Source organism: Actinoplanes sp. ATCC 53533 (assembly GCF_003947245.1).
Map to the genome: position 1 here is coordinate 16,711 of NZ_QHHV01000104.1, position 25,669 is coordinate 42,379.

The following is a 25,669-nucleotide window of genomic DNA, read 5'->3' on the forward strand; positions in this document are numbered from 1 at the left end:
CACGGCCGGGCTCAGCCCGCCGCGGTGAAGTGCACCGTGCTCACCCGGGCGCCGGCCCGGGGGAAGACGAGGTAGAGGTCGCGCCGCCCGGTCGCCCCGGCCAGCGGCGCGGCCACCTCGGTCCAGTCGTGCCGGCCGGCCGTCGCGGGCACGTCCAGCACCGCCGCGACCGGGCCGGACAGCGGCTCGTCGAGCCGGACCTCGATCCGGGTTCCCGGGTCGGCCGCCGCCGTGGCCGCGGTGATCCGGTGTCCGCCGGTCCCGAAGTCGACGCGGTCGAAGGCCAGCCAGGCGCCGTCGCGCACGGCGACCACCGCGTCCCCGCGTTCGAGGCCCTCGTCGGTCAGCGCCGTGCCGTACTCGCCGTCCCGGCTCGCCGCCCGCAGCCCGTCGCCGGCCTGCCGCTCCGGGAGTTCCTCGCCGTGCACGGTCAGCGTCGTGGTGGCGGTGATGTCGGTGCAGGACCGCCCCGCGCTCACGGTGTGCCGGGCCGTCTCGATGACCGGCCGGCCCCGCACGACGTCGAAGAACGCCAGGTCGTCCACCCGCAGCCGGATCGTCACGGTGGCGCGTTCGCCGGGCGCCAGCCGTACCCGCCGGAAGCCGCGCAGCTGGCGCAGCGGTTGCTTGACCCGCGAGCGGCGTTGCCGGGTGTAGAACTGCACGACCTCGGTGCCGGGCCGGTCGCCCACGTTGACCACGTCGACGCTGAGCTCCACCTGGTCGCCCGGTCCCGCCTCGGCGGCGCTCAACCGCAGGTCGTGGTGCTCGAAGCGGGTGTAGCCCAGGCCGTGGCCGAACGGGTACAGCGGGCTGCCCCGGAAGTAGAGGTACGTCGCGTCGCTGCCGATGATGTCGTAGTCGAGCAGGTCCGGCAGTTCGTCGGCGCCGCGGTACCAGGTCTGCGGCAGCCGGCCGGTCGGTTCCACCGGGGCGCCGTCGGCCGTCTCGCCGAGCAGCACGTCGGCGAGCGCGGCGCCGAACTCCTGGCCGCCGTGCGCGGACCACAGCAGCGCCGGCAGGTGCTCCTGCGCCCAGCCGGCCGCGTACGGGTAACTGCTGGTCAGCACCAGCACGGTCCGCGGGTTGGCCGCCCGCACGGCCCGCAGCAGCGCCTCCTGCCGCGGTGGCAGCGCCAGGTCGATCCGGTCCTCGGTCTCCCGCCCCGCCACCATCGGATGGTTGCCGAGCACCACCAGCGCGACGTCCGCGTCCCGGGCCAGCGCCGCGGCCGCCGCCACGCCGTCCTCGGCCAGTTCCAGGGTGAAGGCGGTGGCCGCGTCCTCGGTCAGGGCGTCCGCGCGCAGCACGCCGTCCGGGCCCGCCGCGACGTACCGGTCGCTGGCCAGGTGCCGCAGCACGACCACGTCCCGGTGCCGGATCGGCTCGAAGGTCTCCCGGACCACCCACTCGCCCGGCTCCGGCCGGTCGTTGACCAGCACGCCGCTCTCGTCGGCGCGCACGTACCGCCGGTTGGCGGCCGACCGCAGCGTGATGGTGCCGCCGCCCCAGTCGACCAGGTCGAAGCCGGCCAGGAGGCCCGCCGGGGACTCGCCGAGGCGCAGCGCGGCGCCGTCGGGCCCGTCGCCGCCGAGCACCGTTCCGGCCGGGGTGCGCAGCCGGATCCGGTCGACCCCCTCGGCGGTGCGGACGGCCTGCTCGCCGAGCCGCTCCGCGAGGCCGGCGCGGGCCGTCACCGCGTACGGCAGGGTGCCGCTGTACCAGTCGGCCAGGACGGTGTCGGCCAGCGGCCCGAGCACCGCGACCGTGCCGCCGGGACGCAGCGGCAGCACCGCGTCGCTGTTCTTCAGCAGCACGACGCTGCCACGCGCGGCCTCCCGGGCCAGCCGCTGATGCTCGACGCAGTTGACCACCTCGGCGGTCGTGGCGGCGTACGGGTTGGGGCCGTGCGGATCGAACTCGCCCAGCCGGAACCGGATCGCCAGGATGTGCCGCGCCGCGGTGTCCACGTCGGGCCCGGTGAGCAGCCCGCGCTCCAGCGCCTCGTGCAGCCGCGCCAGGGTCGCCTCGGCGTCCTCGGTGAAGCAGTCCACCCCGGCGCGCAGGGCGGCGGCGAAGCCGGCGGCGTGGTCGGGGAGATAGCCCTGCTCGCCGGCCAGGTTGGTGCAGGCGCCGGCGTCGCCCACGACCAGGACGTCGTCGTCGGTCCAGGTGCGCAGCGCCGCGCCGAGCAGCGGGCTCAGGTGGGTGGGCCGCCCGTTCACCAGGTTGTACGACGCCATGACCGCGACCGCCGCGCCGGAGGCGATCGGCTCGCGGAAGGCCGGCAGCTCGTACTCGTGCAGCACGCGCGGCGGCAGGTCGCTGGAGGTGAGGTGCCGTTCGGTCTCGTTGTTGTAGCCCAGGAAGTGCTTGAGCGTGGGCGCGGTCCGCAGGTAGCGCGGGTCGTCGCCGCGCAGCCCCCGGGCGTACGCGGCGCCCAGCACCCCGGTGAGCCAGGGGTCCTCGGCGTACCCCTCCTCGTTGCGGCCCCAGCGCGGGTCGCGCAGCGGATTGACCACCGGTGCCCAGACGTTGAGGCCCACGCCCGCGGGGTCCTTCTGGTGCAGCCCGCGCACCTCGTCGCCGACCGCCGCGCCGACGCGGCGCACCAGCTCCGGGTCCCAGCTGCTGCCCAGGCCCACGGACTGCGGGAAGACGGTGGCCTCGCCGAGCCAGGCCACCCCGTGCAGCGCCTCGGTGCCGGTGCGGAACGGGCCGATCCCGAGGCGGGGGACCGGGGCCTGGTGCTGGTGCAGCAGCGCCACCTTCTCCGGCAGGGTCAGCCGGGCGAGCAGGTCGGTGACCCGGTCGGACAGCGGCGTGCCCGGGTCCTGGAAGGTGCCGCGGACCGGGTCGGTCATGGGGGCGTTCTCCTCGGCGTGGGATCGGAGCGGGACGGACCCGAACCGTGGCTGCGGCCGGACCGTCGAAGCGCTTCGATGAGGATGCGGAAAAGGCTCCGCCGGAACGATGTAGTTACACCCGTGTTACGGCGGAGCCTTCTGAGGTTGGCACCAGGCATCGACGCCGGTCAAGAGGAACGGCGAGATCAGTCGATGCCGGCCGGTGGACTCGCCCGCCGTCACCTCGGCCGGCGCTCCGGTGCCGGTATTCGACAGGCACAGGGTTGACGGCTCGCTCACGCGGCCGGCGCCGGCAGCTTTCCGTCCTCGAGCCGGTCCAGCGCGAGCATCGCGCCGCCCAGCGCGGCCGCGTCCGGGTGCAGGGTGGAGGCGGTGACCCGGCAGCCGGGGTCGCCCGGGACGGCCACCCGGGATGCCAGCTCGGCCTCCACCGCGGGCAGCAGCCAGCGCGCCAGCGCGGCGAAGCTGCCGCCGAGCACGACGACCTGCGGGTCGAGCAGCTCGGCCAGCATCGAGACGCCCCGCCCGAGCAGCCGGCCGGTCTCGGCGAGCGCCGCGGTGACGTGGGCGTCGCCGTTGCCGGCGAGCGCCGTGATCCGTTCCAGCTCGGGGGCGAAGTCGGTGACCGGGCCGTCCCGCACCGTGTCCGGCAGCGCGCGGCGGACCAGGGCGGGCAGCCCGGCGACCGCCTCCAGGCAGCCGTGCCGCCCGCACCGGCACCGCGGGCCGGCGCAATCCACCTGCAGGTGACCGGCCTGACCGGCGAAGCCCCGGGCGCCGCGCAGCGTCCGGCCGTCGGCGACGATGCCGGCGCCGATCTCCACGTCGCCGATCAGGGTGAGCATGTTCGGGGTGTCGGCCTCGGCGCCGATGCGATGCTCGGCCAGCGCCGCCAGGTTGGCCGCGCTGTCGATCACCACGTCGTACTCGGGGTGGCGCAGGCCGCGCTCCAGGGCCGCGCCCAGCTCCAGCTCGGTGCGGCCGAGGTGCGGCGCGAACCGGACCCCGCCGCCCGGCGCGACCAGGCCGGGCGCGCCGACGGTCAGCCCGAGCACCCGGCGCTCCTGGGCGGCCATCTTCGCGACCACCCGGCCCGCCAGCGCCGCGACGGCGGCCTCGGCGCGCCCGGCGGTGCCGTCCAGCCCGGGGTACGCGCGCCGCCAGGTCAGCAGCCGCTCCCCGGTGAGATCCACGGCGATCGCGACGAGGTGGTCGGCGGCCAGCTCGATCCCGATGGCCGCGTACGGCCGGCTCTGCAGGGTCAGCATCGACGCCGGCCGGCCGATTCTGTTCTCGGTCAGCCCGGTCTCGCGCAGCAGCCGCCGCTCCAGCAGGTCGGTGACCAGGCTCGAGACGGTCGCCTTGTTGAGGCCCGTGGACGCGGCGATGTCCGCTCGCGAACAGGGCGCGTGGGTCCGGACGAACCGCAGCACGACCGCCAGGTTCGTCGTTCTCACGTCGGACAAGTCCGCCGGCCGCGTCATGCCGTGCGTACTGATCACGTCAGTCCTGCCTCTCGCCGCCGGCCTTCCCCGGCCGGCCCGCTCATCATGCCGCACCGCCCCGCCCGGGGCTGGGCTGCTCTTGTGGGTCCATCGACGGTCGGCTAATTTGTTTGGCTATAAGCCAAACAAACTCTAGCGGGAGGCCATCGCTCCCGTCGACTGTTATAGAGGAGCGCGCCGTGACATCACCCACGGGCCCGTCCGCCGACCGCCGGGGCTTCCTGAGCCTGCTGGGTCTGAGCGCCGTTGCCGTCGCGAGCGGGGGAGCGCTGGCCGGGTGCGGCGACAAGGCCACCCGCGGCGGCGCCACGCAGAGCCTGGACAAGCTCTCCGGCCTGCTGCCCGAGCAGAAGACCTTCGCCGGCATGCCCAAGCCGGACATCATGGGCACCCGGCCGGTTCCCGACGGCTACACCACCTTCCCCGCCCAGCTGGTCGACGCGATCGCGGAGAAGCCCGGCACCGGCGGCCCGGCGATCCGGGCGATGACGCCGGTCTGGGGTCCCGCGCCGCCCACCGGGGCGAGCAACTCCTACCTGGCGGCGATCAACGCCGAGCTCGGCGCGACCGTCGACTTCAGCGTGCAGGACGGCAACACGTACGCGGACAAGCTCGGCGCGATCCTCGGCGCCCGGGACGTCCCCGACCTGCTCTGCGTGCCGAGCTGGGAGGTGGAGAAGCTGCCGCGCTTCGCCGACGCGGTCGGCGCGCTCTTCGAGGACCTCACCCCGTACCTGCAGGGCGGCGCGGTGTCGGCGTATCCCATGCTGGCCACCTTCCCGGCCGGGGCCTGGCGCGAGTCGTGCTGGAACGAGCGGCTGATGGCGGTGCCCAACCCGACCGACGGCCCGTTCCCGTGGGCGCTCTTCCAGCGCAAGGACCTGCTGGACAAGGCCGGCCTGGCCGCGCCCAAGACGATCGACGAGCTGTTCTCGATCGGCAAGGAGGTGACCAACCCCGGCAAGGGCGTCTGGGCGTTCACCGACATCTTCGCCATGGTGCAGATGTTCTACAAGGCGCCGGGCACCAATCAGGGCTGGCGGCTCAAGGCCGACGGCACCCCGGAGTTCAAGTACGAGACACCGGAGTACCGGCAGGCCGCCGAGTTCATGGCGAAGGTGTACAAGGCCGGCCTGGTGCACCCGGACATCGTCGCCAGCAAGGGCGCCGACGCCAACGTGCTGCTGCAGGGCGGCAAGATCCTGTTCCACCAGGGCGGCCCGGGCATGTGGCAGCCGATGCAGGCCGAGCAGCAGAAGATCACCCCCGGCTTCAACCTGCAGCCGGTCCCGCTCTTCTCCGCCACCGGCGGCGACCCGCTGGCCTGGGGCGACGACAAGCCGATCTCGTACCTGTTCATCAAGAAGGGGCTCGGCAAGGAGCGCGTCCAGGAGCTGCTGCGCATCATCAACTGGTGCTCCGCGCCGTTCGGCACCAAGGAGTACGACCTGCGCGAGTACGGCGTCGACGGCAAGCACAGCACCCGCGGCGCCACCGGCCCGGCCAAGACCGAGCTGGGCTTCAAGGAGATCGCGAACCAGTACTTCTTCATCAGCGGGCGCAGCCCGGTCGTGCAGCCGTACCCGCAGACGCCGCAGTACGTGCCGCAGGTGATGGCCTACAACAACGAGACCGTGAAGTACCTGGAGAAGGACCCGTGGGACGGCCTCAAGTTCGAGATGCCGGCCAAGTACAAGGCCGGCGCGGTGCCCACCGAGGACAAGATCACCGACATCGTCCGGGGCCGGCGCCCGCTGACCGACCTCGACGCGGTGGTCAAGGAGTGGCGTGCCGGCGGCGGTGACGAGGCTCGCCAACTGCTGGCCACGGCGCTGTCCAACGCGGGTCGATGAGCGCAGACCAGGCGAGCCGGCCGGCTCCCGCGGTGCCACCGGAGCCGGCCGGGCCGTCCCGGCCGGCCCCGCCCGCCCCGGCCCGCCGGCGCAGCCGCGCACCGTTGCGCGCCCGGCTGCGCCGCGACTGGCCGCTGCTGGTCATGGTGGCCCCGGGCGCCGTGGTCCTGCTGGTCTTCCACTACCTGCCGGTGCTGGGCAACGTGGTGGCGTTCCAGGACTACAACCCCTACCTGGGCGACAGCGCGCTGCAGGCGCTGCTGTCCAGCCCGTGGATCGGCCTGGACAACTTCCGGGACCTCTTCGCCGACCCGGCGTTCTGGGACGCGCTGTGGAACACGCTGTCCATCACGGCGTTCCAGCTGGTGTTCTTCTTTCCGCTGCCGATCGCCCTGGCGATCCTGCTGAACGGCATCCTGTCGCGGCGGCTGCGGGGCTTCGTGCAGACCGTGGTCTACCTGCCGCACTTCTTCAGCTGGGTGCTGGTGGTGACGTTCTTCGTGCAGATGCTCGGCGGGGCCGGGCTGTTCTCCCAGGAGCTGCGCGACGCCGGGATCACCCCGCCGGAGATCATGTCCAACCCGGACACCTTCATCGTCCTGGTCACCGCCGAGGCGGTATGGAAGGACCTCGGCTGGGGCACGATCGTCTTCCTCGCGGCGCTGGCCGCGGTCGACCCCAACCTGTACGAGGCCTCGGCGGTCGACGGGGCCGGCCGCTGGCGCCGGCTGTGGCACATCACCCTGCCCAGCCTGCGCCCGGTCATCGTGCTGCTGCTGATCCTGCGGCTGGGTGACGCGCTGTCGGTCGGCTTCGAGCAGTTCCTGCTGCAACGCGACGCGGTGGGCCGGCAGGCCGCCGAGGTGCTCGACACCTACGTCTACTTCCAGTCCATCGCCACCGGGGACTACGGCTTCGGCGCCGCGGCCGGGCTCTTCAAGGCCATGGTCGGACTGGTACTCATCCTGGCCGCCAACAAGTTCGCCCACGCCCTGGGCGAACGGGGGGTGTACTCCCGATCATGACAGAGACCCTGCGTCCCGTACGGCGGCGGCACCCCGAGCGACCGGCCTGGGAGGAGGACCCCGGGGTCGCCGGCCAGACCGCCAAGGGGGTGGTGCTGACCGGCGTCGTGCTGGCCGTGCTGGTGCCCCTCTGGGTGGTGCTGGTGACCAGCCTGTCCTCCCGGGACACCATCAACACGGCCGGTGGCCTGGTCGTGTTTCCCCGCGAGCTGGACTTCTCGGCGTACCGGATCATCTTCTCCGGTGGCCAGATCAGCAAGGCGCTGCTGGTCAGCACCCTGATCACCGTCGTCGGCACGGTGTTCAGCCTGGTGCTGACCGTGCTCGCGGCCTACGGGCTGTCCCGGCCGGGCTCGGTGCTGCACCGCGGCCTGCTCTTCTACTTCCTGCTCACGTTCCTGATCTATCCCGGGCTGGTGCCGAGCTATCTCGTGGTGACCGGGCTGGGCCTCAAGGACAGCCTCTGGTCGCTGATCCTGCCGGGCGCGGTGAGCGTCTTCAACCTCGTGGTGGTCCGGGCGTTCTTCCAGAACATCCCCGCCGAGCTGCTCGACAGCGCCCGGATCGACGGCGCGGGGGAGTTCCGCATCCTGGCCCGCATCGTGCTGCCGCTCTCGCGGGCGGTCATCGCCGTGGTCGGCCTCTTCTACGCCGTCGGCTACTGGAACATCTGGTTCAACGCGCTGCTCTACATCGACGACAACGAGAAGTTCCCGATCCAGCGGATCCTGCAGAGCTACATCCTGGCCGGGCAGTCGCCGCAGACCTCGGGCTCGGTGATCGCCAACCTGCCGCCCACCCTGGCGATCAAGATGGCCGTGGTGGTGGTGACCGTGGCGCCGATCGCGCTGGTCTATCCCTTCGTGCAGCGGCACTTCACCCGCGGCGTCATCGTCGGGGCGGTCAAGGGCTGACGGCATGCGACAACTGATGTACGGCGGGGACTACAACCCGGAGCAATGGCCCGCGGACGTGCACGTCGAGGACGCCGAGCTGATGCGCCGGGCCCGGGTCACCACCGCGACCGTCGGCGTCTTCGCCTGGTCGAGGCTCGAGCCGGCCCCGGGCCGGTACGACTTCGGCTGGCTCGACAAGGTGCTCGACCGGCTGGCCGGCCACGGGGTCGGGGCGGCGCTGGCCACCCCGACCGCGTCCCCGCCGCCGTGGTTCAGCCTGGCCCACCCCGAGGCGCTGCCGGTGAACGCCGACGGCGTCCGGCTCAGCCACGGCAGCCGGGACACCTACTGCGCGAGCGCGCCGGCCTACCGCGCGGCCGCCCGCCGCATCGCCGCCGCCCTGGGCGAGCACTACCGCGACCACCCGGCGCTGGCGATGTGGCACGTGCACAACGAGTACGGCACCACCTGCCACTGCGAGCTGACGGCCGAGGCCTTCCGGGGCTGGCTGCGGCGGCGCTACGGCGACCTCGACCGGCTCAACGACGCGTGGACCACGGCGTTCTGGGGCCAGCACTACACCGGCTGGGCGCAGATCCGGCCGCCGCGCCGGACCCAGTACCTGCCCAACCCCGCCCAGGTGCTCGACTTCCGCCGGTTCACCTCGGACGAGTTGCTCGCCGCGTACACCGAGCAGCGCGACGTCCTGCGGGCCGCGACCCCCGGCGTGCCGGTGACCACGAACTTCGTGCTCGGCGGCTGGGTGCCGGTCGACCACGCCCGCTGGGCGCGCGAGGTCGACCTGGTCGCGATCGACCACTACCCGTCCGACCCCGGCCCCGGCGCGGAGGAGCAGGCGGCGTTCGCGGCCGACCAGGCCCGCGGCTGGGCCCGGCAGAGCCCCGGCGGACCGGGCTGGCTGCTGATGGAGACCGCGCCGAACCTCATCTACGCGGCCGGCCGGATGCACACCAAGGAGCCGGGGCGGATGGCCCGGCAGAGCCTGGCCGCCGTGGCGCGGGGCTCGCGCGGCGCGCTGTTCTTCCAGTGGCGCGCGCCGCGCGGGGGAGCCGAGCTCTTCCACTCCGCGCTGGTGCCGCACGCGGGCCCGGACAGCCGGGTCTACCGCGAGGCGGTCGCCCTCGGCGAGCAGCTGGACCGGATCGGGGAGACGGCCGAGGGCACGGTCGCGGCGCGGGTGGCGATCGGGTACGACGAGCCGTCGGCGTGGGCGCTGCAGGCGGCCGGGCTGCCGTCCGACCGGCTGGACCACGCCGAGGAGGCCGCGGGCGCGCACCGGGCACTGTGGCGGCGGGGCATCATGACCGACGTGATCGGTGCGCTGGAAGGGCTGTCCGCGTACCGGATGCTGATCCTGCCGGGGCACTACCTGATGACCGACGCGCAGGCCGCGGAGCTGCGGTCCTGGGTCGAGGGCGGCGGCCGGCTGGTCGTCACCTACCTGACGGGCGTCGCCGACGAGTACGGCCGGGTGCGGACCGGCGGATATCCGGGGGCGTTGCGCGGGTTGCTCGGCGTCCGGGTGGAGGAATTCCACCCGCTCGGGCCGGATGACCGGGTCGCGCTCGCGCCGGCCGCGGCTGCTTCCGCGGTGCCGGCGGGCCTTCCCGCGGTGACCGGTGAGCTGTGGAGCGAGACCGTGCACCTTGCCGGGGCGCAGCCCGTTCTCCGGTACGCCGGTGGGGTTCTCGACGGCCGGCCGGCGGTGACGCGCCATCCCGTCGGGGACGGCGTGGCGTACTACGTCTCCACCCGCCTCGACCCGGACAGCTACGGTGACCTGCTCACCACGGTCGCGGCGTCGGCCGGTGCCGTCCCGGAGCTGGCCGGGTTGCCGCCCGGTGTGGAGGCGGTGCGCAGGCGGGCCGGCGACCGGTCGTGGCTGTTCCTGCTGAACCACACCGGCGACGGATGCGAGGTGCCTGCTGACGGCGTCGATCTGCTGACGGGTGCCGCGGTGAGCGGCACGGTCAGGGTGCCGCCCGGTGGTGCCGCGGTCATCCGGGAGTCCTGACCGCGGCCGCTGGACGGCCCGCGGATCGCCGGGCAGTAGCGGCCGGGGCACCGGCGACCTTGTGACGCCCGGGCGATCGCAAGCCCCGAAGCGCCACAAGATCCGCCGAGGGCGGCGGGCCGACCGGATGGGCGCTCAGCCGGTGACGGAGAACGAGTTCGTGACGAAGTCCTTGCCGCCGGACGACGAGGTGATCTCGTAGCCGAGCTGCACGTTGCCGATCGTCACGTCGCCGAACCAGCCCCGGGCCCGGATCCACTGGGCGATCGCCCTGATGTCCACGGTGCCGGCGCTGGTGTTGCTGGTCCGGACGAACGAGTACACCTGGTTCGAGCCGTTCGAGCCGCGGTAGATCGCCCAGGTGTGGCCGCCGACCGACGTGGTGGTCTGCAGGCTGCCCAGCGGGCCGACCGCGCCGTACTTGTTCATCCACAGCATGATCTCGTGCGCGTTGTCGGACGACCAGATGTCGTAGGCGGTGGTGAAGGCGACGCCGCTGGTCGGCACGCTGACGTTGAAGCTGCTGGTGGTGGTGCCCAGCGCGCTGACCCGCTTGCCGAGATAGCGGGTGGCGTTCGGGTACGACTTGATGCCGCCGGTGTTCGGGTGGTTCGCCCACACGCCCCAGTTCGAGGTGGAGTTGGCCCAGATCGTCTGCGGCCCGTAGCCCGAGCCCCAGACGTTGTTGTACAGCGTGTAGCCGTTGCTCGACCAGGTGCCCCACCGGTCCGACGACGACCACACGGCGGCCTGGGCCGGTGCGGCGATCACTGTGGACGCGGCGGCCAGCAGCGCGGCGACGAGCGTCCCGGTGAGCACCCGCAGGGAACGTCTCATGATCCCTCCTTCGTTTGTTTGGAGTCACAACTAAGTAAAACGATACATGTCGATTGGCCATGGTTGTGGGAGGTGGACGGGCTGTGAGCGCTCCCAATTCCTGATCCAGCGGGGCTGAGCTGGTTCTTTAACTTCCCGGCAACATATTTACAACCTCGCTGTGGGCGCACTACTGTGAGCGCTCCCAGTATCGAGCAGATTCGATCGACAGGCGGTCGCGCATGTTTCTCCGTGAAGTCCGGAAGCGGATCGGTGTCCTCGGCGCCTTTCTCGCCGTCACCCTGCCCGCCGCGGCGCTAGCCGTGCCCGCCGGTGCGCAGGCCGCCACGCTGTCGATGCGCGGCGCCGACGTCTCCACCCTGCAGCGCGCCGTCGACCTGGGCGCGAAGTACTACACGGCCGCGGGCGCCGTCGCCGACCCGCTCGACATCCTCAAGGGCGCCGGGGTCAACTACGTCCGGCTGCGGGTCTGGAACAACCCGGTCAGCGGCTACAACAACGCCGCCAAGGTGCTGGCGTACGCGAGGACCGTCAAGGCCAAGGGCTTCAAGCTGCTGATCGACTTCCACTACTCGGACACCTGGGCCGACCCGGGCGTGCAGACCAAGCCCGCGGCCTGGTCCAGCCACGGGATCAGCGCGCTGACCAAGGACGTCTACGACTACACGTACGGGCTGTGCACCAGCCTGAAGGCGCAGGGCACCACGCCGGACAGCGTGCAGATCGGCAACGAGATCAACGTCGGCATGCTGTGGAACGACGGCAAGGTCGTCAACAACGACTTCACCAACCTGAGCCTGCTGCTCAAGTCGGGCTACAACGCGACCAAGGCCTGCAACTCCTCCACCCAGGTCATCATCCACACCGCCAACTCCGACAGCGACGCGCACGCCCGCTGGTTCTACGACGGCATCAAGGCCAAGGGCGTCGCCTGGGACGTCACCGGACTGTCGTACTACTGCAACTGGCACGGCACGATGGCCAACATGACCAGCGTCATCGCGGACATGATCTCCCGGTACGGCAAGCCGACGATCCTGGCCGAGACCGCGACCCCGTTCACCACGAACAACGCGGACAGCACCGGCAACAGCATCAACACCGCGTGCCCGGGCTACCCGGCGACCTGGGCCGGCCAGGCGGCGGCCTTCACCGCGGTGCAGAACGCGGCCAAGGCGGGCGGCGCCATCGGCGTCTTCTACTGGGAGCCGACGTGGACGGCGGTGCCCGGCAACGGCTGGAACCCGGCGAACATCGCGACCTCGGGCGACGGCTGGGACAACATGGCCGTCTTCAACTGGACCAACGTCTTCAACGGCTCCGTGAAATGGATCAGCTGAGCCGCTCCGCCGCTCCGCCGACCGGCCGGCTCGCGCACCGCGCGTCCGGCCGGTCTGGGGTCGCGGTCTGGGGTCGCGGTCTGGGGTCGCGGTCGGGGTCTGGGGTCGCGGTCGCCGTTTCCTATCCGGAAGCAGAGCGGGGGCCGGCCGGGCCGGCGGCCTGCGGCGTGCTCCACCAGTCGGCCGGGCCGTTGTCCGGCCCGGCGCCGTCGCGGGACTGCCGCAGCAGCGCCTCGATCTGCTCCGATCCGGCCGGCCGGGCGAAGAGATAGCCCTGGCCGTACGTGCAGCCCAGCGCGCTGAGCAGGGAGTGCTGGTCGACGTTCTCGATGCCCTCGGCCACCGTCTGCAGCCGCAGGGCCCGGCCCAGTTGCACGACCGCCTCGGCCAGGGTGGCGTCGTCCGGGTCGGTCGCGATGCCGTCGATGAACGCCTTGTCGATCTTCAGGATGTCGATCGGGAAGCGCCGCAGGTAGGACAGCGACGAGTAGCCGGTGCCGAAGTCGTCGATGGCGATGTGCACGCCCAGGTCGCGCAGGTCGCGCAGGGTGCTGATGGTGGCGTCCGTGTCCTGCATCAGCAGCGACTCGGTGATCTCCAGGACCACCCGCCCGGGGTCGATTCCCGAGTCACGCAGGACCGCGGCGACGTCGGCCACCAGGTCGGTGTGCTGGAACTGGCGGGCGGACAGGTTGACGCTCACCCGCAACCGCTGCGCCCCCGGCACCTCCCGGTGCCAGGCGGCCGCCTGCCGGCAGGCCTCGGCCAGCACCCAGTGCCCGAGCGGCACGATGATCCCGGTCTGCTCGGCCAGGCCGATGAAGGTGTCCGGTCCCAGCAACCCGCGCTCGGGGTGCTGCCAGCGCACCAGCGCCTCGACGCCGATCAGCTCGCCGGACGGCAGGTCGACGATCGGCTGGTAGTGCACCAGGAACTCGTCGGCGGCCAGGGCCTGCTCCAGCCGTACCCGGGCCTCGGCCTCCTGGACGGCGTCGGCGTACATCGACTCGTCGAACACCACGTAGCGGTCGCGGCCGGCGGTCTTGGCCGCGTACATGGCCAGGTCGGCGTCGCGCAGCAGTTCGTGGGTGTCGGCCTCGGACGAGGTATGGGTGATCTTGGCCGAGGCGATGCCGATGCTGGCGGTGGTGATCAGGTCGCGGTGGCCGACCCGGACGGGCAGCCGGACGATCTCCAGCAGGCGTTCGGCGAGCGCCGCCAGTTCCAGGTCGTCCAGGCCCTCCACGAGCACCGCGAACTCGTCCCCGCCGAGCCGCGCCAGCGTGTCGGACGGCCGGATGCAGCCGTTCATCCGTTCCGCGACGGCCCGGATGAGCTCGTCACCGGCGACGTGCCCGAGGGTGTCGTTGACCTTCTTGAAGTCGTCCAGGTCGACCAGCAGCAGCGCCACCCGGCCGTTGCCGCGCAGGTTGCGGGCGACCGCCTGGTTCATCCGGTCGCCGAGCAGCGCCCGGTTGGGCAGCCCGGTGAGCGAGTCGTGGAACGCCTGCCGGGTGAGCTCACCCTCGAGGGCCTTCTGGTCGCTCACGTCGCGGATGGTCAGCACGACCGCGCCGATGTGCGGGTCGTGCAGCCGGTTGGTGCCGGTCACCTGCACGTTGATCCAGCGCCCGTCGGCGTGCCGGCACCGCGAGTCGATCCGCGCGGTGTGACCCGGCTCCGCCGCGCGCAGGTCGGCCATCCAGGCGGACACCATCGGGAGTTCCTCGGGGTGGGTCATCGCCACCAGGGCCTCGGTGGTGAAGCGCGACGCGTCCTGGCCCAGGATCCGGCCGGACGACGAGCTGGCGAAGACCACCCCACCGTCCGCGACCGCCAGCACGGCATCCGAGCCGTTCTCCAGCATCGCCTCGTTGCGGTGGTCGGCGACGGCCCGCTGGAGGTCCTGCTGCCGGCGGTTGTTCGCGGTCAGCACGCACAGCCCGGCCACCACGGTCAGCACCATGGACAGCGACATCACCAGGGTGGGGTCCGGCCGCACCGTGGTGACGGCGAGGATGACATACCCGGCCTGGCCGAGCACGCCCAGCCCGAGGACCGTCCGGGGCCGGCACACCGCGGCGGCGGACACGACGATCACGATCGCGCCGGCCGGGTAGATCACCAGGCGGTCGGCGTCGAGCTGGCTGAAGGCGTACAGGCCGGCCAGGGTGGCCCCGTACCAGGCGGTGAGCCAGCCGTGCCAGTCGGCGCGCCCGGCGATCCGGGTCCACGGCAGCGCGCTCGCGGCCAGCAGCAGGACCAGGCTCAGCCCGAGCGGTACGAGCCACCACCGGTGCTGCGGCGCCCAGGCCACCTCGACCCGGACGGTGCCCAGGAGAGTGAGCGCGGCGATGATCCACAAGTCGAGCCGGATCTGCCGCGCACGATACTGCGCCAAGGAGGCGTCGGGTCCGGTCCAGAGTTGCACGCCCCACATGTCGGACGGCGGGCACCGGACCGGAGACAAACCGCCGACTTTTGTTTCTTCCGGAGGCACGCGAGGATGGTCGGCCGGCGCTGGGAGAAGGAGAGCGTAGTGACCGATCGGACCGGAGTCATCGGCGTGATGCTGCCCCGGGACCTGCCTCGCGACCAGGTGCTGCCGTTCGCCCGGCGGGCCCGGGAGGTCGGCTTCAAGCAGCTGTGGGTGGTCGAGGACCTGGGCTTCCGGGGTGGCATCGCGCAGGCCGCGGCGGTGCTCGCCGCGACCGGCGACATCCACGTCGGCATCGGCCTGTTGCCGGTCGGCGCGCGCAACGCCGCCTTCGCCGCCATGGAGTGCGCCACCCTGGCCGAGCTGTTCCCGGGCCGGATCTCCGTCGGCGTGGGACACGGCATGCCGCACTGGATGCGCAGCGCCGGAGCCTGGCCGCCGAGCCCGCTGGGGCTGCTGGAGGAGTACGTGCGGGCCCTGCGCGCGCTGCTGCGCGGGGAGCGGCTCGACGTCGAGGGGCGCTACGTCCGGCTCTCCGGGGTCGCCCTCGAGACGCCGCCGGCCGTCGTGCCGGACATCCTGGCGGGCGTCCGCGGGCCCCGGTCGCTCGCGGTCTCGGGCCGGGTGGCCGACGGCACGATCCTCGCCGACCCGGTGACCCCGGAGTACGTACGCGCCGCACTCGGGCAGGTCGCGGCGCCCCGCCCGCACCGGCTGGTCGCCTACAACGCGGTCGCCGTCGACGCCGATGCCGACCGGGCCCTGCGGGCGGCGCGGCCCGCCCTGGCCTGGGTGGGCGAGCCCGACCTGGCGGCGCACGTCGAACCGCTGCCGTTCGCGGACGGGCTCGCCGCGCTGCGGGCGCGGTGCGCGTCACGGGAGGAGTTCGCGCAGCGGTTGCCGGACGACTGGGTACGCCGGCTGACCCTCGCCGGGACACCGGCGCAGGTCCGGGCGCGCCTCGACGAACTGTTCGCCGCCGGGGTGACCAGCGCGGTCCTGAGCCCGGTCGGCCCCGACCCGGCGGCGGCGCTCGACACGCTGGCGGCGCTGCTGTAGCGGCGGTGCTGGCCGGCGGGTGGAACGGGCCTGACAAGATCCTCGTCATCGATGCCGCTGATGCGAGGGACCGCCGCCATGCCCCGCGAACGCCCGTACCTCCCGCGAGACCAGGCCGCGCCCCGCGGCGGCCCCGGCGATCCGGTGCGTGACGCCCTGGACCTGTTCGGCACCCGCCGCGCGACCCGCCGCCCGGCCACCCCACCGGCCGCCACCACGGATCGGCCGCCTCCGGAGCCGCCGCCACGGCGACCGTCCGCTTCCTCGCGGCAGCGGTCCCGCGAGGAAGCGGCTCCTGAGTCGCGGCCGTCTGTTCTCTCGCGGCAGCGGTCCGGCGAGGAAGCGGCTCCTGAGTCGCGGCCGTCCGTTCTCCCGCGGCAGCGGTCCGGCCGGGAACCGGGTCCGGCGCGCCGGCCGGCCGGCGCGGCGCCCACGCCGCCGTCGTCCCGCAAGCGGCTGGCCGGCAGCCGCCGCCGGATCCGGCTGGCCACCGTGTTCGTCCTGGCGCTGTTCACCGTGATCGGGATGCGGCTGGTGGTGCTGCAGGTCGGTCAGTCACCAGAGGCGCTGGGAGTGCTCCTGGAGCAGCAGCGCAGCCGGCTCGTCGAGATCACGCTGCCGGCGGCGCGCGGCAGCATCGTGGACCGGTCCGGCGCCGTGCTGGCCCGCAGCGTCGAGTCCCGGTACGTCTACGCCGACCCCGAGCTGATCAAGGACGCCCCGGCCGCCGCCGCCCGGCTGTCCCCGCTGCTCGGCGTCGCCCCGTCTCGGCTCGCCGCGCTGATGGCGAAGCGGCAGCGGTCCGACGGCACCCCCTCGCGCTTCGAATACCTGGCCCGCGGCATCGACATCTCGCGCGCGCACGGCGTCGCCGGTCTCGGCCTGGCCGGCATCGGCACCGGCCGAGACGAGCGGCGCGACGTGCCCGGCGCCGACCTGGCCGCCAACCTGATCGGCTTCACCGGCGAGGACCGTACCGGGCTGGAGGGCCTGGAGGCCCGCTACGACGGCCCGCTGCGCGGCCGGGACGGCCGGCTGGTGTACGAGCGCGGCAACCCCCGGGTCGACCAGGGCCGGCTGGCCAAGGAGATCCCCAGCGGCTACCACCGGCTGACCCCGGCCCGCCCCGGCGCCACGCTGCACCTGACGATCGACCGGGACCTGCAGTTCGAGACGCAGCGCGCGTTGTGCCCGCCGCTGGCGAAGGCGAACGCGACCGTCGGGGCGGCGGTGGTCATGGACGTGCGCACCGGCGAGGTGCTGGCCCAGGCGAGCTGCCCGGGCTTCAACGCGGCGAAGCCGCTGGACTACCCGCCCGCCAGGCGGGCCGACGCCGCGAGCGGCGTCGCCGCCGAGCCGGGCTCCACCCACAAGGCCTTCGTCGTGGCCGCCGCGCTGCAGGAGGGCCTGATCACCGCGGACACGACGGTTCCGGCGGGTGCGTCCCTGGTGCGCGGCGGTACGACGTTCACCGACGACCACCCGCAGCCGGCCGGCACCCACCTCACGATCCCGCAGGTGCTCGCGTACTCGTCGAACGTCGGCACGATCGCGGTCGCCGACCGGCTCGGCCCCCAGCGGATCTTCGCGTACCAGCAGCGGTTCGGGCTCGGCAGCGCCACCCAGGAGGGCATGCCGGGGGAGAGCGCCGGCCGGCTGCTGCCCCCGGCGAACTGGAGCCCCTCGGCCTCGGGCTCGGTGCCGATCGGCGCCAGCGTGGACGCGACACTGATCCAGCTGGCCGCGGGGTACGCGGCCATCGCCAACGACGGCGTGTACGTCTCGCCGAGCCTGGTCCGGTCCACCGTCGACGCCGACGGCGTGGTGACGCCCGGCGCGGCGCCGCGGACCCGGCGGGTGCTCAGCCCCCAGGTGGCCGCCCAGGTCCGGACGATGCTGGAGGCCGTCGTCGTGCTGCCCGGTGCCACCGGTAGCCGCGCGGCCGTGCCCGGCTACCGGGTGGCCGGCAAGACCGGCACGGTGGACCGCCTCGTCAACGACCACTACACCACCGCGAACACGGTCTCCTTCATCGGCATGGCGCCGGCCGAGGCGCCCCGCTACGTCGTCGCGGTCTCCGCGGCGGTGCCGCAGGGCACCGGCGGTGACCTGGCGGCGCCGGTCTTCAGCGGCATCATGGGACTCACCCTGGGGCGGTACCGGGTGCCGCCCTCGACGACCCGGCCGCCGTCGTTCGACTGACGTGCAGGGTAGGTTGTGGCTGGCGTGGCAGGGATGCGAAAGGACGACCACATGCTCACCGGGGAGGACCGATGACGACAGACCGGTCCCGGTCCACCGGACGCCCGACCCTCGACCAGGTCGCGGAACGGGCCGGGGTCGGCCGCGGCACCGTGTCCCGGGTGGTCAACGGGTCGGCGCAGGTCAGCCCGGGCGCCAAGGCCGCGGTCGAGGATGCGATCGCCGAGCTGGGCTACGTGCCGAACCGGGCCGCCCGCACGCTGGTGACCCAGCGGACCGACTCGATCGCCCTGGTCATCTTCGAGTCCGGGGAGCGGTTCTTCGCCGAGCCGTTCTTCGGCCGCATCGTGCAGTCCATCGCGTCCGTCCTGGTGGAACGAAACCTGCAGATGGTCCTGATGATCTCCCAGTCGGCCCAGGAACGGGAACGGCTGGAGGGCTACCTGACCCGCCAGCACGTCGACGGCGCCCTGCTGCTGTCGCTGCACGGCACCGACAACCTGATGGCCAAGCTGGAGCAGCGGGGCGTGGCCACGGTCCGGGCGGGCCGGCCGACCCAGGCGGAGCAGGGCTGCTTCGTCGACGCGGACAACCGCGGCGGCGCCCGGGAGGCGGTGGACTACCTGCGCCGCTCGGGGCGCCGGCGGATCGCCACCATCACCGGGCCGATGGACATGGCGCCCGGCCTGGCCCGCCTCGACGGATACCGCGACGTGGTGGGTGAGGGGATCGTCGTGCACGGCGACTTCAGCGAGGAGAGCGGCGCCGCGGCGATGCGGGAGCTGCTCGACCGGCACCCGGGCATCGACGCGGTCTTCGCCGCGTCCGACATGATGGCCGCGGGCGCGCTGCGGGCCATGCGCGAGCGCGGGCTCTCGGCGCCGGGGGACATCGCGGTGATCGGCTTCGACGACTCGGTGATCGCCCGGCACACCGATCCGCCGCTGACCAGCGTGCACCAGCCGATCGAGGAGATGGGCCGGCAGCTGGTCCGGCTGCTGCTCGCCAAGATCGACGGCAACGATCCCGGGCCGGGCGGGCCGGTGCTGAGCACCCGCCTGGTCCTCCGCGGCTCAGCCTGACCATCCCGCCGGTGGGCCGGATGAGCCACCGGCTGCAGGCCGGGGTCAGCCCGAGCTCAGCGCCGCGTGCAGGTCGGCCAGGCGGGAAAGCAGGACCTCGCCCCGGGCGCCGTCCACACTGCCCTCGTCGACCCGGTCGCGCAGCTTGCGCCGCAGCTCGGCCACCTGGTCGTCCGCCTCGCCCGGGTCCGCGCGGCCCAGCGGCCGGAGCAGGTTGAGCAGGTCGACCGCGACGTCCGGCCGGATCTGCCCCTCGTCCCGGCCGGCCTCGACCGCCGAGCGGACCCGGGCGAGCGCGACGTCGACGTCCAGCGGTTCGGCCGTCCGAAGGGCGGTCCGCGGGGTCGCCGTGGCGGGCGGCGAGGATGGCGGGCTCGACAGGGGCGGGCTCGACGGGGGTGGGGTCGCCGCGGGGGAACGCCCGGCCTCCACGGTCGGCCGCGAGGAGCCCAGCGCCGCGAAAAGGGCGAGCGCCGAAACGGCCAGCGCCACGAGCGAGGACCAGAGCACCAGCCGCCGGCGACGCGAGCCCGGCCGCGCCCCGCCGCCCGACCCGGGAGCCGACCCGCGCACCGGCCCACCGCCGTCGGCCGGATCCCGCGCCGGGTGGCCGGTCCCGGTTGGCGGGTCCTGGGTCGGCTGTGCGGGCCAGGCTGCCGGGCTCTGGGTCGGCTGCGTGGCCCTGGCTGCCGGGTTGTGCGCCGGGTGACCCGTCCCGGTTGGCGGGTTGTGCGCCGGGTAGGCGACGCCGACCGCCGGGTTGAGCGCCGGCTGCCGGGCGGCCGGCGGCGGCGGTGTGACCAGGTCCGTCAGCCCGTCGCCGACCGCCACGGCGGTCGGCCGCCGCTCCGGCTCGTCGACCAGGCAGCGCCGCACCAGCTCGCGCAGCGCCGGGGGCAGCGTGGACGGCAGCCCCGGCGCCCCGCCCGCGCGGGCCGCCGCCAGCTCCTCCCAGGTGTCCACCGGGTACGGTGGCTGCCCGGTCAGCATCTCGAACAGCAGCACGCCCAGGCCGTACACATCGGTCGCCGGTTCGGCGGGCTTGCCGTCGAGCCGTTCCGGGGCCACGTACGCCGGGGTGCCGAAGGTCGCGCCGGTCTCGTCGTCGTCCGGCTCGCCGGTGACCGCGCTGATGCCGAAGTCGAGGATCTTGACGCCGGTCGGGGTCAGCATGACGTTGCCCGGCTTCACGTCGCGGTGCACGACCCCGCTGGCGTGCGCCGCGATCAGCGCGCCGGCCACCGCGGCGCCGATCGCGGCGGCCTCGGGCCACGGCAGCGGCGCGCGGGCCAGCCGGGCCGCCAGGGTCTCGCCGGTCAGCAACTCCATCACCACGAACGGCGCCACCGAGCCGTCCGGGCGGACCGCCTCGTCGTAGTCGTGCACCGCGGCGATGTTGGGGTGCGACAGCCGCGCGCCCATCCGGGCCTCTCTCCAGGCGAGCTGGAGCACGTCCGTGCGGGCCCGGTCCAGGCCGGTGGGCAGCTTCAGGGCGACCGGCCGGGCCAGCAACTCGTCCTGGGCGTGCCAGATCTCGGCCATGCCGCCGGTCTCCAGGCGGCACACCAGACGGTAGCGGAACGCCAGAATGGTGCCCGCCGCCGGCCAGTCGTCGCTCATCGGATTCCTTCCGTGGATACTCCGGCTCTCAGGCCGGAGCGGAAGCGGAAGCTACGGCCGTGCGGCGCGTCGCCTCGGTCGGCACTAGCGGGGTGACTAGTCTATGGTCGTGTCCAGGGCGGTGAAGCGGGCGTTCCGGTACCGGTTCTACCCGACCGCCGGGCAGCCCGCCGAGTTGGCCCGGACCTTCGGTTGGGTCCGGAAGGTCGACAACCTGGCCCGGTCCGCGCGGACCGAGGTGTGGACGCTGCGCCAGGAAAGGGTCCCCCACAACGCCACCAGTGCGTTGCTTACCAGTTGGACGAAGTTCGCCAAACGCGCCCGGTGCCCGAGGTTCAAGAGCCGGAAACGCTCGCCCAAGTCGGCGGAGTGCACCACCAGCGCCTTCCGCTACCGCGACGGTCGGCTCATTATCGCAAAGATGGCCGCATCGCTGGATATCGTCTGGTCCAGGCCTTTGCCCGAGGGTGCGTCGCCGTCCACTGTGACCGTTGGCCAGGACGCTGCCGGCCGTTGGTTGGTGTCCTTGCTCCGCGACGACGTGATCCCGGAAAGCGCCGCGATCGGGGCGGTCGGCATCGACGCCGGTCTGGACCATCTGCTCACCCTGTCCACCGGGGAGAAGATCAGCAACCCGCGGCACGAACGCGCCGACCGGGGCCGGCTGGCCCGCGCCCAGCGGAGCCTGTCGTGCGAGGAGAGAGGCTCCGCGAACCGGGCCAAGGCCCGGCTCAAGGTCGCCCGCGTGCATGCCCGGATCGCCGACCGGCGCCGTGACCATCCGCACAAGCTGACGACTCGGCTCGTTCGTGAGAACCAGACGATCGTGATCGAGGATCCGGCCGTCCGCGACATGGTCGAGAATCGCGGCCCGGCCCGTGCTATCGGTGACGCGGCCTGGCGGGAGTTCCACAAGGCTGAGTGGCAGGGTCGCGTGGTGGTCGCGGCGGACCGTTGGTGCCCGTCGTCCAAGCCGTGCTCGGCCTGCGGCGCGCTGGCCGAGACGATGCCGTTGACCGTCCGCGAGTGGGCGTGTCGGTGTGGCATCGTGCGTGACCGGGACGTGAACGCGGCGCGGAACATTCTCGCGGAGGGGCTCTCCGTGTCTGCCTGTGGAGGCGGGGTAAGACCTCAACGGGAGTCCTCCCGGACGGGGCAGTCGCCGGTGAAGCAGGAAACCCGGCGGGTGGAGGAAGTCAACTCGGAACACTCGCCCAGCGCACGTGTGGTGTCAACTCGTGGTGACACCACACGTCACCCGTCTCCGACCACCGACCCGCCCCATCTACGCCCGGTGGACGCCACCCCGGTTCCGTGCGGCACGTCCCGGCCCGCCACACAGCGATCCGCGCCGGCCGAGATGGCAGGGCAGCGTGCTGCTGGCCCGCCTGGACCGCAAGGACGAGAAAACCCGCCGGTTCGGCGACCTCGCCGGCGCGTCCGGCAGGGGATCGAGTCGGTCAACCGAGCAGCTCGCCGAGGGCGGCGGCGAAGACCTCGTGGTGGCGGTCCACGTCGCCGGTGGTGGTCTGCGGGCACATCAGCGCCATGTTGTGGAACGGGGTCAGCAGGACACCCCGGTTCATCAGGTACGTGTGCAGGAAGTCCTCCAGCCCGGCGTCGGCGGTGGCGGCCGAGGCGGTGCCGGTGCGCGGTGCCGGGCTGGTGAAGCGGTATTCCACCCGCGCCCCGAGCTGGGCCACCGACCAGGGCAGGGCGTGGTCGGCGATGATCTTCCGCACGCCGTCGGCGAAGGCGGTGGCCACCTCGATCATCCCGGTGAACGCGGCGTCGGTGAGCACCTCCGCCAGCGTCGCCCGGGTGGCGGCCATCGACACCGGGTTGCCCGCGAGGGTGCCGCCGACGCCACCCATGTCGATCAGGTCGAGGTCGGTGCGCCCGGTCAGCCGCTCGGCGAGGGCGGCGCTCAGCCCGTACGCGCCGACCGGGATGCCGCCCCCGATGGCCTTGCCGATGGTGATCACGTCCGGGTCCAGGGACCAGGCGGCGGTCGCGCCGCCGGGCCCGGCGGAGAAGGTGTGGGTCTCGTCGTTGACCAGGTAGGTGCCGTGCTCCCGGGTCAGCGCCCGGACCCCGGCGAGGTAGCCCGGCTCGGGCAGCACGATGCCGATGTTGGTCAGCGCCGGCTCCATCAGCACCGCGGCGACATCGCCGTGCGCCAGCTCGCGGGCCAGCCCGGCCAGGTCGTTGAACTCGGCGACCCGGCTGGTCAGGGTCACGTCACCGGGCGCGCCGACGTTGCCCTCGCGGCTGCGCGGCCGGCCGTCCGGGCCGACCACGATGAGCGACTCGTCGACCGAGCCGTGGTAGCAGTAGCTGTTGACCAGGATGCGGCTGCGGCCGGTGACCGCGCGCAGCAGCCGGATCGCCCAGCGGTTGGCGTCGGTGGCGGTGAGCGCGAAACTCCAGGCCGGCAGGCCGAACCGGCGGCTCAGCTCGGCGCCGACCAGCGCGGCGTCCTCGGTCGGCACCATGGTGCTGGCTCCGCCCAGGTCGGCCAGGCGCCGGGTGACCGCGGCGACGACCGGCGCGGGGGAGTGCCCGGCCATCGCCGCGGTGTCACCGAGGCAGAAATCCACGTACTCCTGGCCGTCGATGTCGGTGAGCCGGGCCCCGCGGGCCCGGTCGAGGTAGACCGGGAAGCCGGCGGCGCTCTTGTTCATCCAGGTCATCGGCACCCGGCCGAACAGGTGGTCGGCGCGGGCGTAGGCCGCTGCCGACCGGGGGTGCCGGTCGGCGAAGGCGGCCCGCTCGCGCTCCGTCAGCACCCGCAAGCGGCTACGGTCGATGGAATCCGTCGGCATGGCGCGACGTTACCAACGAACCATGCCCGCGGAGACCCACCGGACGACCGATTCCACGATCCGGCCGCCGGGTGATCAGAAGAGCGAGAGCTGGCCCGGGGTGGGATCCCGGCGGCTCGTCAGCCCGCCCCGCAGCCGCCAGGGCTGCAGCTCGGGCATCGACTCGGTGCTCACCGCCGGCGGCCTCCCGCCGGTCAGGGCCCACAGCGACGGCCCGAAGTTGATGCCGCGCCCGGACAGGACGGACCGGACCGCGCCGAGCCGCAGCGGCAGCCGGGCCGCGTGCAGCTCCGGCATCGGCAGGTCGGCGCGCATCCGCATGAGCCGGCGGTTGCGCTCGACGATCTGCCGGGTCTCCGGCCGGCCCAGCTCGTCGGTGGCCTGGGCGCCGACGACGTCGCGCACCGACTGGGCGTCGCCGGCGTCGATGGCCGCCCAGGCGGCGTCGACGGTGTCGAAGGCGGCCAGCAGCCGGGCCGCGGTGGCCGAGCCGAACCGGCGGGCCCCGGGCAGGTTGTCGGAGGGGTCGCCGCGCAGGGCCGCATAGTCGCGGTACTGCGCGGCCCGGACGCCGCAGAGCGCCAGCAGGCCCTCGGGGTCGACCAGGACGGCCTCGTCGAAGCCGCCGTTGCGGACCCGCAGCACCGAGGTGGTGTCGTCGATCAGCGCGAAGGCGTCCCGGTCGCTGGTCATCAGCACCGACCGCCAGCCGTGCCGGCGGGCGTGCGCGGCCGAGCTGGCCAGCACGTCGTCGGCCTCGTACGCGGGCGGCACGACCGTGCACACCCCGGCCGCACCCAGCAGCCCGGGCGCACCGGCGATCTGCTCGCTGAGGTCCGCCGGCTTGTCCGGCCGGTGCGCCTTGTACGCGGGGTAGTCGACGCGCCGCGCGGAGTCGTCGGGACAGTCGAAGCCGACCAGCACGGCGTCCGGGCGCAGGTGCGCGGCCGCGCGGGCGAGGTAGCCGACCAGCCCGCGCAGCGCCCAAACCGGCCGGCCCGCCTGGTCCAGCAGCCCTTCCATGGCAGCGGCGTGGTAGGCGCGGTGCAGCAGGCTGTTGCCGTCCAGGACGAGCAGCAGGGGTGCGGGGGGTGACACCCGGACAGCCTATGCCGGGCCGTAGCGGGCGACGAGCTCCGCACCGAGGCGGGCGAGCTCGGCCCGGACCGGCTCCGGCTCGATCACCTCGACGGCCGCGCCCCAGCCGGCGAGCTGCTCCGCGATGGACAGCGCCATCGGGGCCGCGACCCGCACCCGGACCCGGCCGTCGGGCAGGGTCTCCAGCGGCTCGCAGTGCCGGCCGAAGTGGTCACGCAGCACCGGCAGCAGGCGCCCGGCGATCAGCACCGTCGCGGAGAGCAGCGAACGGCGTTGCTCCATCTCGCCGACCACCCGTTCCCACTCGCGGGCCAGGTCGAAGCCGGCGGGCCGCTCGGCGACCTGGCCGGTCACCTCCGCGGCCGCGATCCGGTCCACCCGGAAGGTCCGCTGCCCCTGCCCGGTGCCCGCCACCAGATACCAGACGTCGTCCTTGTCGACCAGCCCGAGTGGATCGACGAGGCGCCGCGACACGCCGCCGCGGCCGGTGTAGTCCAGCACGACCTTGCGGCGGCGGACGACGGCGTCCTGGAGCAGGTCGACCAGCTCCGGGCGTGGCTTGTCGCGCTCGCCCCAGCGGGCCGGGTCGACCACGACGACGTCGGCGGCCGCCTCGGCGTCGGCCCGGAAGGTGTCCGGCAGGGCCCGGATCAGCTTGCGCAGCGCCGACCGGATCGGCGGCGCCACCGCGGCGGCCGGCCCGGCGAGCAGGAAGAGCGCCCGGGCCTCGGCCGAGGTGAGCCCGGTGAGATCGGTGCGGGCGCCGCCCACCAGCGACCAGCCACCACCGCGGCCGGGCTGCGGATAGACCGGGACCCCGGCCGTGGACAGCGCCGCCAGGTCGCGCCGGGCGGTGGCCACGGACACCTCCAGCTCGTCGGCCAGCTCGGCCGCGGTCACCCGGCCCCGGGCCTGCATCACCAACAGGGTGGCCACCAACCGGTCCGCGCGCATGCCGCGATCCTGTCAGGAAAAGTGCTCACATGGT

Annotated in this window: 16 protein-coding genes and 1 pseudogene; 9 read left to right on the plus strand and 8 right to left on the minus strand. The window is 73.5% G+C overall.

Annotation, left to right across the window (positions count from 1 at the left end; genetic code table 11):
- Positions 1 to 11: 11 nt before the first annotated feature.
- Entirely contained in the window at positions 12 to 2,864 is a 2,853-nt protein-coding gene (locus DMB66_RS30600) for a glycoside hydrolase family 3 protein (RefSeq protein WP_125807585.1), read from the minus strand.
- A 278-nt stretch (positions 2,865 to 3,142) separates the two neighbouring features.
- The gene (locus DMB66_RS30605) at positions 3,143 to 4,324 is read right to left on the minus strand and encodes an ROK family transcriptional regulator (RefSeq protein WP_233624955.1); all 1,182 of its coding nucleotides are present in this window, start codon (positions 4,322 to 4,324) and stop codon (positions 3,143 to 3,145) included.
- A gap of 227 nt (positions 4,325 to 4,551) precedes the next feature.
- On the opposite strand from DMB66_RS30605, the gene DMB66_RS30610 reads away from it, so the two are divergent.
- The 4 genes from DMB66_RS30610 to DMB66_RS30625 are packed head-to-tail and all read left to right on the plus strand — an operon-like array spanning position 4,552 to position 10,181.
- Positions 4,552 to 6,225, plus strand: coding sequence for an extracellular solute-binding protein (locus DMB66_RS30610; protein WP_125807587.1), 1,674 nt, complete (start codon positions 4,552 to 4,554; stop codon positions 6,223 to 6,225).
- Positions 6,222 to 7,250, plus strand: coding sequence for a sugar ABC transporter permease (locus DMB66_RS30615; RefSeq protein WP_125807588.1), 1,029 nt, complete (start codon positions 6,222 to 6,224; stop codon positions 7,248 to 7,250). The genes DMB66_RS30610 and DMB66_RS30615 overlap by 4 nt, the downstream gene beginning before the upstream one ends.
- Positions 7,247 to 8,164, plus strand: coding sequence for a carbohydrate ABC transporter permease (locus DMB66_RS30620; protein ID WP_125807589.1), 918 nt, complete (start codon positions 7,247 to 7,249; stop codon positions 8,162 to 8,164). The genes DMB66_RS30615 and DMB66_RS30620 overlap by 4 nt, the downstream gene beginning before the upstream one ends.
- Positions 8,165 to 8,168: 4 nt before the next feature.
- Positions 8,169 to 10,181: a beta-galactosidase gene (locus tag DMB66_RS30625; protein WP_125807590.1), complete on the plus strand. Its 2,013-nt coding sequence runs from the start codon at positions 8,169 to 8,171 to the stop codon at positions 10,179 to 10,181.
- A gap of 135 nt (positions 10,182 to 10,316) precedes the next feature.
- Here DMB66_RS30625 and DMB66_RS30630 read toward each other — a convergent pair whose 3' ends face one another.
- Entirely contained in the window at positions 10,317 to 11,018 is a 702-nt protein-coding gene (locus DMB66_RS30630; protein WP_125807591.1) for a hypothetical protein, read from the minus strand.
- Positions 11,019 to 11,239: 221 nt separating this feature from the next.
- Here DMB66_RS30630 and DMB66_RS30635 point away from each other — a divergent pair, with 221 nt between their 5' ends.
- Positions 11,240 to 12,358 (plus strand): glycosyl hydrolase 53 family protein, encoded by a 1,119-nt coding sequence (locus tag DMB66_RS30635; RefSeq protein WP_125807592.1) that lies wholly within the window; start codon positions 11,240 to 11,242, stop codon positions 12,356 to 12,358.
- 121 nt (positions 12,359 to 12,479) lie between these two features.
- Here DMB66_RS30635 and DMB66_RS30640 read toward each other — a convergent pair whose 3' ends face one another.
- Positions 12,480 to 14,789 (minus strand): bifunctional diguanylate cyclase/phosphodiesterase, encoded by a 2,310-nt coding sequence (locus DMB66_RS30640; RefSeq protein WP_158647417.1) that lies wholly within the window; start codon positions 14,787 to 14,789, stop codon positions 12,480 to 12,482.
- Positions 14,790 to 14,897: 108 nt separating this feature from the next.
- Here DMB66_RS30640 and DMB66_RS30645 point away from each other — a divergent pair, with 108 nt between their 5' ends.
- From DMB66_RS30645 to DMB66_RS30655, 3 genes are all read left to right on the plus strand, one after another.
- Positions 14,898 to 15,854: an LLM class flavin-dependent oxidoreductase gene (locus DMB66_RS30645; RefSeq protein ID WP_199752702.1), complete on the plus strand. Its 957-nt coding sequence runs from the start codon at positions 14,898 to 14,900 to the stop codon at positions 15,852 to 15,854.
- Positions 15,855 to 15,905: 51 nt separating this feature from the next.
- On the plus strand, positions 15,906 to 18,056 hold the full coding sequence (locus tag DMB66_RS30650; RefSeq protein WP_233624956.1) for a penicillin-binding protein 2: 2,151 nt from the start codon (positions 15,906 to 15,908) through the stop codon (positions 18,054 to 18,056).
- 71 nt (positions 18,057 to 18,127) lie between these two features.
- Positions 18,128 to 19,138 (plus strand): LacI family DNA-binding transcriptional regulator, encoded by a 1,011-nt coding sequence (locus DMB66_RS30655; protein ID WP_125807595.1) that lies wholly within the window; start codon positions 18,128 to 18,130, stop codon positions 19,136 to 19,138.
- Between the two features lie 45 nt (positions 19,139 to 19,183).
- Here DMB66_RS30655 and DMB66_RS65620 read toward each other — a convergent pair whose 3' ends face one another.
- Positions 19,184 to 20,758, minus strand: coding sequence for a serine/threonine-protein kinase (locus DMB66_RS65620; protein ID WP_125807596.1), 1,575 nt, complete (start codon positions 20,756 to 20,758; stop codon positions 19,184 to 19,186).
- Positions 20,759 to 20,861: 103 nt separating this feature from the next.
- On the opposite strand from DMB66_RS65620, the pseudogene DMB66_RS66070 reads away from it, so the two are divergent.
- A pseudogene (locus DMB66_RS66070) lies at positions 20,862 to 21,836 on the plus strand (RNA-guided endonuclease InsQ/TnpB family protein); the annotation flags it as partial.
- Positions 21,837 to 22,218: 382 nt separating this feature from the next.
- Here the strand turns inward: DMB66_RS66070 and DMB66_RS64195 are convergent.
- From DMB66_RS64195 to DMB66_RS30680, 3 genes are all read right to left on the minus strand, one after another.
- The gene (locus DMB66_RS64195; protein WP_125807597.1) at positions 22,219 to 23,583 is read right to left on the minus strand and encodes a transaminase; all 1,365 of its coding nucleotides are present in this window, start codon (positions 23,581 to 23,583) and stop codon (positions 22,219 to 22,221) included.
- A gap of 75 nt (positions 23,584 to 23,658) precedes the next feature.
- The gene (locus tag DMB66_RS30675) at positions 23,659 to 24,681 is read right to left on the minus strand and encodes a 5'-3' exonuclease H3TH domain-containing protein (protein ID WP_233624957.1); all 1,023 of its coding nucleotides are present in this window, start codon (positions 24,679 to 24,681) and stop codon (positions 23,659 to 23,661) included.
- Between the two features lie 9 nt (positions 24,682 to 24,690).
- Positions 24,691 to 25,635 (minus strand): YafY family protein, encoded by a 945-nt coding sequence (locus tag DMB66_RS30680; RefSeq protein ID WP_125807598.1) that lies wholly within the window; start codon positions 25,633 to 25,635, stop codon positions 24,691 to 24,693.
- Between the last annotated feature and the right edge of the window lie 34 nt (positions 25,636 to 25,669).

What these genes read in the sequence shown, in the direction of transcription:
- DMB66_RS30600 (WP_125807585.1), bottom strand. Translation starts at nt 2,864, where the DNA reads ATGACCGACCCGGTCCGCGGCACCTTCCAGGACCCGGGCACGCCGCTG.
- DMB66_RS30615 (WP_125807588.1), top strand. Translation starts at nt 6,222, where the DNA reads ATGAGCGCAGACCAGGCGAGCCGGCCGGCTCCCGCGGTGCCACCGGAG.
- DMB66_RS30620 (WP_125807589.1), top strand. Translation starts at nt 7,247, where the DNA reads ATGACAGAGACCCTGCGTCCCGTACGGCGGCGGCACCCCGAGCGACCG.
- DMB66_RS30625 (WP_125807590.1), top strand. Translation starts at nt 8,169, where the DNA reads ATGCGACAACTGATGTACGGCGGGGACTACAACCCGGAGCAATGGCCC.
- DMB66_RS30630 (WP_125807591.1), bottom strand. Translation starts at nt 11,018, where the DNA reads ATGAGACGTTCCCTGCGGGTGCTCACCGGGACGCTCGTCGCCGCGCTG.
- DMB66_RS30635 (WP_125807592.1), top strand. Translation starts at nt 11,240, where the DNA reads ATGTTTCTCCGTGAAGTCCGGAAGCGGATCGGTGTCCTCGGCGCCTTT.
- DMB66_RS30650 (WP_233624956.1), top strand. Translation starts at nt 15,906, where the DNA reads ATGCCGCTGATGCGAGGGACCGCCGCCATGCCCCGCGAACGCCCGTAC.
- DMB66_RS30655 (WP_125807595.1), top strand. Translation starts at nt 18,128, where the DNA reads ATGACGACAGACCGGTCCCGGTCCACCGGACGCCCGACCCTCGACCAG.
- DMB66_RS65620 (WP_125807596.1), bottom strand. Translation starts at nt 20,758, where the DNA reads ATGAGCGACGACTGGCCGGCGGCGGGCACCATTCTGGCGTTCCGCTAC.
- DMB66_RS64195 (WP_125807597.1), bottom strand. Translation starts at nt 23,583, where the DNA reads ATGCCGACGGATTCCATCGACCGTAGCCGCTTGCGGGTGCTGACGGAG.
- DMB66_RS30680 (WP_125807598.1), bottom strand. Translation starts at nt 25,635, where the DNA reads ATGCGCGCGGACCGGTTGGTGGCCACCCTGTTGGTGATGCAGGCCCGG.